12 protein-coding genes are annotated in these 13324 nt (G+C 61.1%); 4 read left to right on the top strand and 8 right to left on the bottom strand.

The window, feature by feature from the left end; all coding sequences use genetic code 11:
- Positions 1-564, bottom strand: a complete 564-nt coding sequence (locus tag ACXYMO_RS00940) for a hypothetical protein (protein ID WP_458876769.1) — start codon at positions 562-564, stop codon at positions 1-3.
- Positions 565-812: 248 nt separating this feature from the next.
- Between ACXYMO_RS00940 and fumC the strand changes: the two genes are divergently transcribed.
- From fumC to ACXYMO_RS00925, 3 genes are read left to right on the top strand one after another with little or no spacing between them, the layout of a single operon-like run.
- Entirely contained in the window at positions 813-2204 is a 1392-nt protein-coding gene (fumC, locus tag ACXYMO_RS00935; protein WP_458877867.1) for a class II fumarate hydratase, read from the top strand.
- Positions 2204-2380 carry a DUF4169 family protein gene (locus ACXYMO_RS00930; protein ID WP_458876768.1) on the top strand — a complete coding sequence of 59 codons (177 nt, stop codon included), beginning with the start codon at positions 2204-2206 and terminating at the stop codon, positions 2378-2380. Before fumC ends, ACXYMO_RS00930 begins: the two co-directional genes overlap by 1 nt.
- The gene (locus ACXYMO_RS00925) at positions 2377-2622 is read left to right on the top strand and encodes a ribbon-helix-helix domain-containing protein (RefSeq protein ID WP_458876767.1); all 246 of its coding nucleotides are present in this window, start codon (positions 2377-2379) and stop codon (positions 2620-2622) included. The genes ACXYMO_RS00930 and ACXYMO_RS00925 overlap by 4 nt, the downstream gene beginning before the upstream one ends.
- A gap of 15 nt (positions 2623-2637) precedes the next feature.
- Here the strand turns inward: ACXYMO_RS00925 and ACXYMO_RS00920 are convergent, their stop codons facing one another.
- From ACXYMO_RS00920 to ACXYMO_RS00905, 4 genes are all read right to left on the bottom strand, one after another.
- Positions 2638-2835, bottom strand: coding sequence for a hypothetical protein (locus ACXYMO_RS00920; protein WP_458876766.1), 198 nt, complete (start codon positions 2833-2835; stop codon positions 2638-2640).
- A 130-nt stretch (positions 2836-2965) separates the two neighbouring features.
- Complete coding sequence (locus ACXYMO_RS00915; RefSeq protein WP_458876765.1) at positions 2966-4321, bottom strand: cytochrome P450; 1356 nt, start codon at positions 4319-4321, stop codon at positions 2966-2968.
- Positions 4318-5619, bottom strand: coding sequence for a hypothetical protein (locus ACXYMO_RS00910; protein ID WP_458876764.1), 1302 nt, complete (start codon positions 5617-5619; stop codon positions 4318-4320). The genes ACXYMO_RS00915 and ACXYMO_RS00910 overlap by 4 nt, the downstream gene beginning before the upstream one ends.
- A gap of 56 nt (positions 5620-5675) precedes the next feature.
- On the bottom strand, positions 5676-6428 hold the full coding sequence (locus ACXYMO_RS00905; protein WP_458876763.1) for a cytochrome c biogenesis CcdA family protein: 753 nt from the start codon (positions 6426-6428) through the stop codon (positions 5676-5678).
- Positions 6429-6532: 104 nt separating this feature from the next.
- On the opposite strand from ACXYMO_RS00905, the gene ACXYMO_RS00900 reads away from it, so the two are divergent.
- Complete coding sequence (locus ACXYMO_RS00900) at positions 6533-6766, top strand: sulfurtransferase TusA family protein (protein WP_458877866.1); 234 nt, start codon at positions 6533-6535, stop codon at positions 6764-6766.
- Between the two features lie 69 nt (positions 6767-6835).
- Here the strand turns inward: ACXYMO_RS00900 and ACXYMO_RS00895 are convergent, their stop codons facing one another.
- The 3 genes from ACXYMO_RS00895 to ACXYMO_RS00885 form a co-directional block, all read right to left on the bottom strand.
- The gene (locus ACXYMO_RS00895) at positions 6836-9628 is read right to left on the bottom strand and encodes an Rne/Rng family ribonuclease (RefSeq protein ID WP_458876762.1); all 2793 of its coding nucleotides are present in this window, start codon (positions 9626-9628) and stop codon (positions 6836-6838) included.
- 557 nt (positions 9629-10185) lie between these two features.
- Entirely contained in the window at positions 10186-11523 is a 1338-nt protein-coding gene (locus ACXYMO_RS00890; protein WP_458876761.1) for a sigma-54-dependent transcriptional regulator, read from the bottom strand.
- 16 nt (positions 11524-11539) lie between these two features.
- A complete protein-coding gene (locus ACXYMO_RS00885) occupies positions 11540-13312 on the bottom strand; it encodes a sensor histidine kinase (protein ID WP_458876760.1) in 1773 nt (590 codons plus the stop codon).
- Positions 13313-13324 lie beyond the last annotated feature (12 nt).

The following is a 13324-nucleotide window of genomic DNA, read 5'->3' as shown; positions in this document are numbered from 1 at the left end:
TCATTCCCGCTTCAGAAACGTCGAAACCGCACTTTGCGCTTCGCCGTTGCGAAAGCGTTTAAAGTTCAGATCCAGCCCGCCATCGGCAAGGGTGCGGTCGAATTGCTGCATCTCGTACCCGCCATCCGCATTCACGAAGAGAGAAAACACCGTCAGCGTTTGATCCTGGATGCGCGCCCAGACATAAGGTTCGCCCTTCATCGGGTCGAGCGGCACGGCATGACCAAAAACATTCTTGGTCATGGCTGCGGCAAAAACGCCCGCGCGATCGCTGGGAACAAAGCTGATCTGGTAGGATTTTTCTTTTCCGCGCCCGTCCGGCTTGTAGGTGGTCGAGGTCCATTTGACGGTGAACCCCTCCTTGGTTTCCCGGATGGACACGCTCATGTCCCGCTGGGCCGAGGTGCCATCGGCCATTTCCACCTTGGCCGACCCGGCGTAATCCCCTTCGAACGCGGAAATCGGGGCATTGGCCTGCGCCGCAACGGCCCAGAAAACCACGCAGATCTGCAACAGGATAAACGCGAAGGTGCGGTTGATCAGGGAACTTGAAATTCTGGGCACTGAGTTGTCCTTTCGAACCATGGGCGAACTGACGCAAGCTATCCTTTAAGTTTAGCACCAATGACAGTTGGGACAATGACACGTTAGAGCGCAGGTGGGAAAATGATCACGCCATGGCTGGCGCCCAGGCTCTGCTTGCCCCTATACCTCGCCGCGCGCGTTTCATATGCTGCGCGCAACTGGCCAATTGCCTCTGTCGGCTGCAAAAGCTAGACGGCGTGCGATAGTATACAATGACGGAGTCACCGATGTCCGAAACCCGCACTGAAACTGACAGTTTTGGCCCCCTCGAGGTGCCCGCCGACAAATATTGGGGCGCGCAAACTCAACGCTCGATCATCAACTTCCCGATTGGCTGGGAAAAACAGCCCATCGCCATCGTGCGCGCACTGGGCGTGATCAAAAAGGCCTGTGCGCAGGCCAATGTCGAACTGGGCTCGCTGGACGCCGAACGCGGCAAGGCCATCATCCAGGCCGCCGGCGAAGTGGTTGAGGGCAAGTTCGACGACAACTTTCCGCTGGTCGTCTGGCAGACCGGGTCCGGCACACAGTCGAACATGAACGCCAACGAGGTGATCGCCAACCGCGCGATTGAAATCATGGGCGGCGTGATCGGGTCAAAAGACCCCGTGCACCCGAACGATCACTGCAACATGGGTCAGTCCAGCAACGACACCTTCCCGACCGCGATGCATATTTCCGCCGCGATGACAGCGCATGACGTTTTGCTGCCGGGTCTGGAAAAGCTGCACGCCGCCTTGCAGGCCAAGGTCGAAGAGTTCGACGGGATCATCAAGATCGGCCGCACTCATACGCAGGATGCCACCCCCCTGACCCTCAGCCAGGAGTTTTCGGGCTATACCCATCAGGTCGCCATGGGAATCGAGCGAGTCAAAGGCGCGTTGGGGCGCATTTACGAACTGGCACAGGGCGGCACCGCCGTTGGCACCGGGCTGAACACCAAAAAGGGCTGGGCCGAAATGGTCGCTGCCAACATGGCCGAAATCACCGGCCTGCCTTTTGTCACCGCCCCCAACAAGTTCGAGGCGCTGGCCGCCCATGACGCGATGGTTGAAATCTCGGGCGCGCTGAAAACCGTCGCCGCGAGCCTGTTCAAGATCGCTAATGATATCCGCCTTCTGGGGTCCGGTCCGCGCTGTGGTCTGGGCGAGTTGATCCTGCCGGAAAACGAACCCGGTTCGTCAATCATGCCCGGCAAGGTGAACCCGACCCAGTGCGAGGCGCTGACACAGGTGTGTGCGCATGTCATGGGCAACGATGCCGCCGTCGGGTTTGCCGGCAGCCAGGGCCATTTCGAACTGAATGTCTATAAGCCGATGATGGCCTATAACGTCCTGCAATCCATGCAGCTTCTGGGCGATGCGGCCAGCGCATTCACCGACAATCTGATGGTGGGTCTCAAGGCAGATGCCGACCGGATCGAGAGATTGATGCGGGAATCGCTGATGCTGGTCACGGCGCTGGCGCCGGAAATCGGCTACGATAACGCAACCAAGGTGGCCAAAACGGCGCACAAGAATGGCACGACCCTCAAGGAAGAGGCGATTGCGCTGGGCTTTGTTGATGCCGAAACCTTTGAACGCGTCGTGCGCCCCGAGAACATGATCGGGCCCAAGTGATGGCAGAACCGGTCAATCTGAACCGGTTCCGAAAGGAAAAGGCGCGGGCCGAACGCAAGGCCCGCGCCAAACAGAACGTGGCCACGTTTGGCCGCACCAAGGCCGAAAAGGATCTCGAGAAAGCGCGCGAAGAAAAAGCGCAGCGTGATCTGGACGGCCACAAGACCGACGAATGAGCAAGCGCCCCGCAAAACGGTCGCTAACCCTGCGCGGTCACCGCACATCCGTGTCACTGGAAGATGAATTCTGGGCCGCGTTCCGCGCCATCGCGGCCAAACAAGATCGTCCGATCAATGATCTGGCCGCGGAAATCGATATGCAACGTGGAACGGATATTGGGCTGGCTTCGGCAATTCGCCTGTTTGTCCTCAAGTATTATCAGGACGGGGATCGGTCCCCTGACGCGGCGCAGCCCTGACCGCGTCTTAGGATTTTACGGACGTGATACGCTGCGCACTTCGGCCAGCGCGGTGCGCAATTCATTCTTGAACAGCACGGCATATTCTTCCCGAAGCGCAGTCGCCGCAGCGGCTTCTGCTTCTTGCTTGCTTTGAGCAGCGGACTTGGGTCCAATTGATCCTGCCCGCATGAGCGAGGTCAGTCGAACGGCACTTTTTACTAATTCGGTCATGTTACCTCCTTCAAGTTGCGCCCCCACGCATGCTCAATTTAATATACATTCCAAATTTTTTAAAAACGGGGAAAACCTGATCCAATTACCCAGTACGACGTAACGTCCTTTTAACGAATTCCATGGAAATTCAGCGTTTTTCGACGTTCAGCCAGATTCCATCGCGCGACCGAACGGTCAGATGGGCGACAGGAACAGGGTGATTCCCCTGGGTCAACGACACCCTTAGCTTTCGCAGCAGGACTGACAGGATCAGCGGCCCCTCGACCATGGCAAACCCGGCGCCGCTGCAAACACGCGGCCCGGTGGAAAACGGCATATAAGCGTCGCGCTGGCAGGCCTTGCCGTTCTCGGTGTGCCACCGGGCCGGATCAAACCCGTCCGGGTTATCCCACAGGCGTTCATGCCGATGCAGGTGCCACGGGCTCAGAACCAGCTGAGCGCCCTTGGGCACATCGCGGTCGCGAAACCGTTCGCGGCGGGTTGTTTCGCGCACCATCATGGGCACGGGCGGATAAAGGCGCAGCGCCTCGCGAAACACGTCGCGGCTGAGCCTCAGCTGTGAAACCTGCGAAAATGCGCTCAGGTCCAGATCCGCCGCCTCGCCCGCCAGCTTGTCCTGCCACTCGGGGTACATCGCCAAAAGATAAAGAGACCAAGCCAGCGCCGAGGCACTGGTTTCATGCCCGGCCAGAAAGAAGATCGCGACCTGATCCACCATTTCCTCTGCGTCAAACAGCTGGCCTGTTTCAGGGTCGCGGGTGGTCATGATCTTGGTCGCCAGATCGTCCGGCGCGGTTCCGGCCTCGATTTGGGCCCGTCGGTGATTGACCAGCTGCGTGATCAGCGCCCTGATCTCCGCCGCGGCGCGCCGCGTACTGGACCGGTGAAACCGCGGCATCCAGTGCGGCAGCGGCACAAAGGCAGCCAGGTTCAGGATCGGTTGGCTGCGCTGGTAGTCGCGGAACCGGGTGAACACCTGTGCCGCGATCCGGTGATCGATCGGGATCGAGAACAGGGTGCGAAAAATCACATCCGCCGCCACGTGGCTGGTAACCTCCTCGATTTCCACCGCACCCTGCCCGGCCTGCTGTGTCAGCCGCTCCAGCGCGGCCTCGGCGGCGGCGCGCATCGCCGGATAGGTGTCGCGCAGGCGACCGCCCTCGAACGCAGGGTCGATGATGCGCCGCTGGCGTTTCCAAACCTCCCCGTTGGTCAGAAACACCGAATTGCCCAGCAAAGGCCGCAACCCTTCGCTGATCCGGCTGGACTTGGGAAAGTCGTCAGGGCGCTGTTTCAGAACAAGATCCAGCAACGCGGGCTGGTTCAACAGGTACGAGCGAAAGAACGGCGTACGGAATTCGGCCATCCAGGCCCGGTAGAGCCGCGCCGGTTGCGCCGACAGAATATCCTGCCGGAACAGCCGCGCATAGCGCCAGAGCGAGACCTTGTCATCGCGCGATGCTGGCTTGGGCGGGAGGGTCATGCGGCGCGCACCGAGGTGTATTTGCTGACCGCCCGGTCGATGCGGGACCGTGACGCCGGCCGCCCGGCATATCGCGCGGCCAGGGTCAAAGGGCCGGCAGTGACGCGAAAATAGTCATAGTCATTGGGCCGGTCAAAGGCGCAGAGATACTGAAAATGCAGCCGGAAAAAACGCCAGCGTAGCGCCTTCCAACGCTCAGGCGACAGGGTCTGCGTAAAGGCTGCCGAGAACACCAGGGGCCATTTCTTGGTCTCCGGGGCCACACCGCTGACCGTGACCGGATCGCACAGGGCAAAGGCACAGCCATCGCCCGGCGCGGTGATATCGACCCAGGTCAGTTCGTCCCGCGCCGAAAGATATTGCAGATCGCCCCGCAGCCGGTCAGCCGCAGGCAGGAAAGACACCATCGGCACCACCTGCCCCAGGGACAGAAACCCAAGCGCCGGACCGGTCGCCGGAACCCGCCCTGCGCGGATCAGGTCCGCCAGGATGGAAACCGCCAGATGGGCGCCCGACGAATGGCCCACGATCAGCACCTCATCCACATCGGTTTGCAAGGCGGCGGCGATCTGGTCGCCAAAACTGCGCATGCGGGTCTCAAGCTCGGGCGGATTGGCCCCCTTGAACCGCGCCGAATAGGCAAAGTCATGCATCAGGTAATAGGCGAAGATCTTGCCGTCGCGCGCCTTGAACCAACCCAAGACCCCCCAGGTCACCGCGATCAGGCCTGCGATATAGGCAAGGCTCTCCAGCATCAGCCGCACGGCAAAACCCGTCCCCTCGGCGCCCAGAGGCACCCTCCCCGCCGCCCACGACAGCGCAAGGCCTGCGAGATGGCCCAAAATCAGCGCCAGCACCAACTGGACCAGCAACATTGCAACGGGATAGAGCGCCGCGATGACGGGCCCCTTGCGCAGCCGCATCAACCGCCAGAGCGCGCCGGACCCGATATATTCCCACGCTGTGCGGACCAGCTGGACATAGGTTGCGGGGATCGTCTGGCTCATGCTGTCGCGCACGATGTCGGACCAGACCAGAACATCGACCCGGGCATGCACCCGCGCGTCTTCGACCCGCGCGTCGACGTGCCAGCCGAACGGGCCCCCCTCCTCTTTCGGAGCGAGGGCGATCTCATAGCCCGAGATGCGCGCCTGTTCGGCGCCTTCGCTGCGGTAAAGCTCGCGGTAGCGGCGCGGCGGGATGGGGTCATATCCGGGAATGTAAAACACATGCCTGCGGCGCACGCTGCCGCGCGCCGGTTGCTGATCGGTTGCTGTTTGTGCCTGCTCTGCGGCCATTGCTGAACCTCGTGCCCGAGGGCAAGATTAGCCGCATTTTCCGGCGAGGGTAAGACTTAGCCCAAGGTCGCCAAGGATGGGAATGTTTCCAGCAACCACCAGGAAAAGGTCGAGAACAAACCAGTTACAAGTGCCAGACCAACAAGGATCAGAAGCAGCCCCATGATCTTTTCGATCAGGCCCATGTGCCGCTTGAGCCGGTTCATCACCGCCATCGACCGGGTGATGAACATCGCCGCCAGCAGGAACGGAATGCCCAAGCCCGCCGCATAGATGCCCAGCAACAGCGTTCCGCGCGTCACCGATGCCTCGGACGCGGCAAGCGACAGGATCGCGCCCAGTTGCGGGCCGATGCAGGGCGTCCAGCCAAAGGCAAAGGCCAGCCCCAACAGATAGGCCCCGAAAGATGATCCGCCCGCGTCCCCCGCATCGATCCGCGCCTCGCGATCCAGAAACGGAATCCGGAAAAGACCGAGGAAATGCAGACCAAAGACAATCACGACGACGCCCGAGATTTTCGCAAAGAGTTCTTGGTTTTGCAGGAAGAACGCCCCAAAGGCGGACGCCGTGAACCCGAGGAACAGGAACACGGTGCTGAGCCCGAGCACAAAGAACAGGGCCGAAATGACCGCCTTGCGCCGCCCGGCGGATTCGTCCTGCATTTCGGACAGGGTAACGCCGCTCATATAGGCAAGATAGGGCGGCACGATGGGCAGGACGCAGGGCGACAGAAAGCTGACGATCCCGGCCACAAGGGCCACGGTCATGGACGGCAACAGGCCTGCATCGATGATGTCAATTCCAAACATAACCGCCGATGTAGGTCAAAACGCGGGCGGGGTCACGTAGACAATCCATGCCATATGGTCACAACCCCGTGGACAGGCTGAAATATGAAAGCTATCTGCCCGGTATGAGCGAGATTACCGAAACCCTGGACGCCACCGGCCTGCTGTGCCCCCTGCCCGTTCTGAAAGCGCGCAAGCGACTGAAATCGCTGGCGGACGGGGCCGTGTTGCAGGTGCTGGCCGACGATCCGGCGGCGATCGTGGATGTGCCCCATTTCTGCAGCGAGGCGGGCCATGCCCTGATCGCGCAGGGCGATGAGGATGGCCACCAGACCTATCTGATCCGAAAGGGCGGCTAAAACCCCCTGGAAACGCAAAAGCCCCGGTCAGGGTTGACCGGGGCTTTTGTTTGTTCGTGCTGGTCCGGGTCAGCCGCCCAACGACCACCATCCGCGCCGCTTGGGCTTGGCAGGTTTTTCCGCCTCGGCCGCCACAGGTTCAGGGGCTTGCGCGGCTGCGGCCACCGGCTCTTTTTCGGGGGCCGGTACGGGTTCGCTCACTGGGGCCTCGGCCACCGGGGCGGGCTCGGCCGCGACAGGGTCGCTCACCGGCTCGGCGGCAGCGGTCTCTTCGGTCTTCTTCTTGGTCGACCGGCTGCGCGTTGTGCCCGATTTCGAGCTAGTCTTGGGCTTGGCCTTGGACTTCGCCTTGGGCTTGTCTTCATCCGCAGCTTCGCTCACGGCTTCGCTTGCAGTTTCGGCTTCGGCCTCGTCTTTGGCGGCTTTCGATTTCGCGCTGGTCGATTTGCTTTTCGACGTGCTGGATTTCGAGCGGCTGGACGAAGATGTGCTGCGCGTCCGGGTGCGTTTCGGCTTGGGCGCCTCTTCCGTCTCGCTGGCTTCGACCGCTGCGGGTTCTTCCGCTTCAACCTTGGCCGCACTGTCGTCCTGCGCTGCCTCTTGCGGGGCCGCATCCGTTACGTCTTGTTCAGCCGGCTCGGCCTTGGGCAGTTCGCCGCTGTCGTCCTTGGCCTCGGTCTGACCGTTGTCCTCGGTCTGTGTTTCGGATGATTTGCCCGAACGACGGCGCCGACGACGCCGCTTGCGCTTGGGTTTGGCTTCTGTGTCACCGTCCCCGTTTTCGCCGTTGGTCTCGGTCTGGGCCTCGGTTTCCGTGGCCTCGGTGTCATCCGCGTCGATCTCATCCATCAGGGACGTATCCACGGATACGACCGGGGCCGAAGCTTCGGGGATGGTGCGTGTGGCCGTCTTGAACTTCTCAAGCGTAAAGTCGGGGCTGACCAGATGCGGGTCCGCTTCGATGCGCACCGACAACCCATACCGCGCCTCGATCTGGGCGATGTGTTCACGTTTCTGGTTCATCAGGAAGTTGGCGATGCTGACCGGGCATTTAATCAACACTTCGCGCGACCGGCGCCGCACGCCTTCTTCCTCGATCTGGCGCAGAATCGACAGGGCCATGTTGTCATCCGACCGGATCAGACCGGTGCCATGACAGGCCGGGCAAGGCTGGGTCGTGGCCTCGATCATGCCGGGGCGCAGACGCTGGCGGCTCATCTCCATGAGGCCAAAGCCCGAGATCCGTCCAACCTGAATGCGGGCCCGATCGGTTTTCAACCGGTCCTTCATCCGCTTTTCGACGGCCGCGTTGTTCTTACGCTCGTCCATGTCGATGAAATCGATCACGATCAGACCGGCCAGGTCGCGCAGGCGCAACTGGCGGGCAACTTCTTCGGCGGCCTCAAGATTGGTCTTGAGCGCGGTTTCCTCGATCGAACCCTCTTTGGTGGCCCGGCCCGAGTTGACGTCGATCGCCACAAGCGCCTCGGTCACGCCGATCACGATATACCCGCCCGATTTCAGCTGAACGGTCGGATTGAACATCCCCGCCAGATAGCTTTCCACCTGATAACGGGCGAACAAAGGCAGTGTTTCAGCATAAAGCTTCACGTTCTTGGCGTGGGACGGCATGATCATCTTCATGAAGTCCTTGGCGATCCGGTAACCCCGTTCGCCTTCGACAAAGACCTCGTCGATATCGCGGTTATAGAGATCGCGGATCGACCGTTTGATCAGGTCGCCTTCTTCGTAAATCTTCGCCGGAGCGATGGATTTCAACGTCAGTTCGCGGATCTGCTCCCACAGACGTTGCAGGTATTCGTAATCGCGCTTGATCTCGGCCTTGGTCCGTTTTGCACCGGCGGTGCGCACGATCAGCCCCGCGCCCTTGGGCACGTCGATTTCGGTGGCGATTTCCTTCAGCTTCTTGCGGTCGACAGCGTTGGTGATCTTGCGCGATATGCCACCACCGCGCGCGGTGTTGGGCATCAAAACGCAATAGCGGCCAGCCAGCGACAGGTAGGTGGTCAGCGCCGCCCCCTTGTTGCCGCGTTCTTCCTTGACGACCTGCACCAGCAGGACCTGACGAACCTTGATGACTTCCTGAATCTTGTACCGGCGCGGGCGCGGTTTGCGCGGCGGGCGAATATCGTCCGCATCATCCTCGACGGCGACGGATTCGATGGTTTCATCCTTGGCCGCGGCATCGGCCTTGGCCGGTTTGTCTTCGACGTCGTCCGAATCTTCGACCGCGTCGTCGCTGGTGTCCGCGGATGCCTCGGTCGTCACCTCTTCGGAGTCGTCGGACACCGGCTCTTCCACCGGGGTCTCGGCGACGCGTTCCATGGGCGATGTGCCTTCGGGCACGTCATCCGATTTTGCCTCGACCTGATCCTCGTCGGTCAGATCGATGGTTTCCATCCCGTTGATTGCGGTTTCGATCTCTTTGGTCTCGACGGCATCATCGGTTTTCACCTCTTCCGCCTTGGAGCGTGACCGCGACCGGGAGCGCGAAGACCGCGAGCGCGACGGCTTGGTCGCCTCTTCATCTTCACGGGCGCGCAATGCCTCGGCATAGGCGCGCTCTTCTTCCATCAGCGCCTCGCGATCGGCGACGGGGATTTGGTAATAATCAGGATGAATTTCGGAAAACGCCAGGAAACCGTGCCGGTTTCCGCCGTAATCCACGAACGCCGCCTGAAGCGACGGTTCGACCCGTGTTACTTTTGCGAGATAGATGTTGCCAGCAAGCTGGCGTTTGTTTTCGGATTCAAAGTCGAATTCCTCAACCTTGTTTCCGTCAACCACCACGACGCGGGTTTCTTCCGCGTGGGTGGCATCGATAAGCATTTTCTTAGGCATTGTTTCCGTTCGCATGACACGACGCGCAATGCCCCAGGGGGCGCTACGTCCACGTGTCCATGTCCAGTAAAGGCGAGCCCGGCGACAGCGGCGCTGGCGACCGGCTGGCCCCCTGCTCTCTCGCTGCTAAAAGTTGCGCGGTGCATCGCGTTGGTCTCCGACAGACGTTTCCGCCTGCCCGTTCAAGGCCCCTGCAATTTGGTTGTCCGTCACCGCAGAGGGCTGTTCAAGTGACCCCGAAGGGGCCAAATTCCGGTCTGACGCGGGATGGCGAGATTGTTGAATCGGGCCACTGCAACCACGTGCAGAAAAACTCACCGGGCGTCTGCGCATAGCGTCATGGCAACCGCCCGTCTTATCTACATAGGGGAGGACATAGGCCTTTTACAATGTGAAAGTGTCCACAGGGCACGCAAAAGGTGAAATTGTTCATCAATATTCACGAAACGCGGCGTCAGGCACGTCAGGTGCCCTTCAGATCAGGTTGGACAGCTGCCCCGCGACGGGCCCGGGTCCACCCCTGCCCAAACGATCAGATGGGCAGGGTTATTCATGGATCAGCCAAGATAGTCCGAGCGTTGCAGCCCGTACTTGGCCATCTTTTCATTAAGCGTCCGGCGCGGCAGGCACAATTCGTCCATTACGCTGGCAATCGAGCCCTTGTGACGGCGCATCGTGTTGTCGATCAGCATACGTTCGAATGCCTCGACATATTCCTTCAGCGGTTTACCTTCGGTGGTCATGACGGGCTGCATTTCTTCGTGATCCGACATCAGCAGCGAGGCGATCGTGCCCGACCCGCGACGCGCCTGAAGCACCGCCCGTTCGGCGATGTTGATCAGCTGGCGCACATTGCCCGGCCACGGCGCCTGAAGCAGCTGCGCGGCCTCTTGCGCCGACACCTGCGGCGCATCGCAGCCGTATTCCTCGGCGAATTGTTCCGACAACCGCGTAAACAGCGTCAGAATATCCTCGCCCCGCTGGCGCAGCGGCGGCACGGTGATCCGCAGGGCGGCAAGGCGATAGAACAGATCGGGGCGCAGCGCGTCTTCGCAGGTGCGTCCGGCCTCCTGCAGGTTGGAAATCGCCACGATGCGCGTTTCCGCCGGGGTGCCCTGTTCATTGATCACGTTCAAAAGCCGCGCCTGAAGCGTATCGGTCAGCGCCTCGATGTCCTCAAGAACCAGCGTACCGCCCCGGGCCTCTTCGATGGCCGGCAGTTGCCCGTCTTCGGGCATCATCGGACCAAACAGACGTTTGGACAGCGCCTCTTCCTCCAGCGCGCCACAGCTCACCAGAACGAACTTCTTGCCTGCGCGGCTGCCTGCGGCGTGCAGGGCATGGGCGACCAGCGTCTTGCCGGTGCCGGTTTCGCCGTCGATCAGAACATGGCCATCGGCCTGCCCCAGGTCGAGAATATCCTCTTTCAGCCGGGTCATGACCGGGCTGGAGCCGATAAGCTTGTTCATCAGCTGGGTGCCATCGCTCAACTCGCGACGCAGGGCGCGGTTGTCGAGCACAAGGCGCCGCGCGCCGGTGGCACGTTTGGCCAGTTCCGACATCCGGTCGGGATTGAACGGTTTTTCCAGGAAATCAAACGCGCCCACGCGCATCGCCTCGACCGCCATGGGAACATCGCCATGTCCGGTGATCATGATCACCGGCAACGCGCTGTCGTTGCCCATCAGCTTTTTCAGGAATTGCATCCCGTCCATACCGGGCATCTTGATGTCCGAAATCACGATCCCGGGATAATCCGGCCCCAGCACCCGCAGCGCGTCTTCGGCGCTGGCAAAGGTTTCGGTGTCATATCCCGACAGGGCCAGCCACTGGCTGATCGACTGGCGCATATCCTTTTCATCGTCAACAATCGCGATTTTCATAGCTTGAGCCATTGCGCGTTACCTCATGTCATTCGGCGGCTTCTACGCTGCCTTCCAGTACGGGCAGCTGCACTTCGAACACCGCCCCACCCTTGTGTCCATTGCGGGCCGTCAGCCGCCCCCCAAGGTCGTTTACGATCCCGGAGGAGATGGCAAGCCCCAAGCCGACCCCGTCGCCCGGTTGCTTGGTGGTGTAGAAAGGCTCGAACAACGACTCCAAATCTTCGATCCCATCGCCATTGTCGCGCACCGTCAGCGTTGCGGTTTCCCCCGCCGCCAGGATGATTTCCACTTCCGGGTCGCTGACTGATTTGGTGGCGTCCAGCGCATTGCGCAAGAGGTTGACCAAAACTTGCTCGATGCGCATCCGGTCGCCCATCACGTAAACCGGTTGATCGGGCAGGACCTGGGTGATCTGCACCTGGCGCTGGCGCAGTTGCGGTTCCATCATCGACAGGCTGGATGCCAGCGCATCGCCCATGTTTACAGGGGCAAACATGTCCCCGCCCTTGCGCGCATAGGATTTAAGCTGCCGCGTGATCGCGCCCATCCGCTCGATCAGGTCATCGATGCGCCCAAAGGACGAAAGCGCCTCTTCCGGGCGGTTGCGCCGCAACAAGAGACGAGCGCCTGCAAGGTAGGTTTTCATCGCCGCGAGCGGTTGGTTCAACTCGTGACTGACGGCGGCGGACATCTCGCCCAAGGCGGCCAGTTTCGAGCTTTGCGCAAGGCTCTGTTCGGTGACGGCAAGGGTTTCCTGCACCCGTTCGCGTTCGGCGATTTCCCGCTGTAGCCGGGCATTCAGTGCGCGAAGCTCTGCCGACTCGCGCTGGAACAGCGCCATGCGCAGCGCCGTCTTGCGACTGAGCGCATAAAACGCCAGCGCCAGCAAGATGGCGAATCCCATGATCTCCAACGCCAGAACGCTGTTCACCCGCTCACGGATCGACGCATATGTGGTGAACGAGGTCATGCGCCAGCCACGGAACGGTATCTTGCTTTCCATCCGCATCACCGCCTCGCCCTGCAGGTAGGCATCGGGCGGCAGCGCGGTCCAATCGGCGGTCGCGCGAATGGCGCGCTGGATAGCGCTTTGCGGGGTCTGGCGCTGCATCGCCTCTGCCTCGCTCAGCCCGCGCCAGCGGGATTCCGTGGACAGGACGATATTGCCAGTGCTGTCGACCACCAGAACCGCATCAGAAATGCCAGCCCAGGCGCGTTCGAATTTCTGCAGATCGACCTCGACGACGATGACACCCAGAACAGATGTGCCCGCTTCGATCCGGCGGGAATAGGTGAACCGATAGCCCCCCGCTTCGCGTTCGATGACCGAAAAAACGGTGGCGTTCGAGCGAATGGAATCAACGAAATACTTTTCGCTACGGTGGGCCGAGCCCAATCGGTTGCGGTCCGTGGCGGCCACGGTGCGCCCGTCATTGTCCAAAAGCATGAGCGACGCCGCCCCGATTTCCTCGACAAAGGAGATCAGACGCTGGGTCGATTGGCTGAAGTCATTGGAATTGAGCGCGCCGATCAACGTCGGGTCCCGTGCCAGAAGCTGCGGCACGATGGCGTTGCGCCGCAATTCGCTGAGCAGGTTGCCACTGTAGAGCGCAAGGCGCAGTTCGGCGCGGTTGCGCGTGCTTTCGGTAAAGCGGCTGGTCAGCAGGGTGTTGGTGGTCCAGACCGTTATCACAGCAACAATCAACAGGATCAGCAACGCCACCCTGACCCGCCAGCTGATGGTGTCGGATCGGGGCCATATCAGGGCCGATTTCAGTACATTGCGCGGTTCCGCCATATGCCCAAGCTA

The sequence above is a fragment of the Arenibacterium sp. CAU 1754 genome, assembly GCF_054482635.1.
The sequence above is the reverse complement of the archived record's forward strand: the minus strand, read 5'-3'. Positions and strand labels throughout refer to the sequence as shown.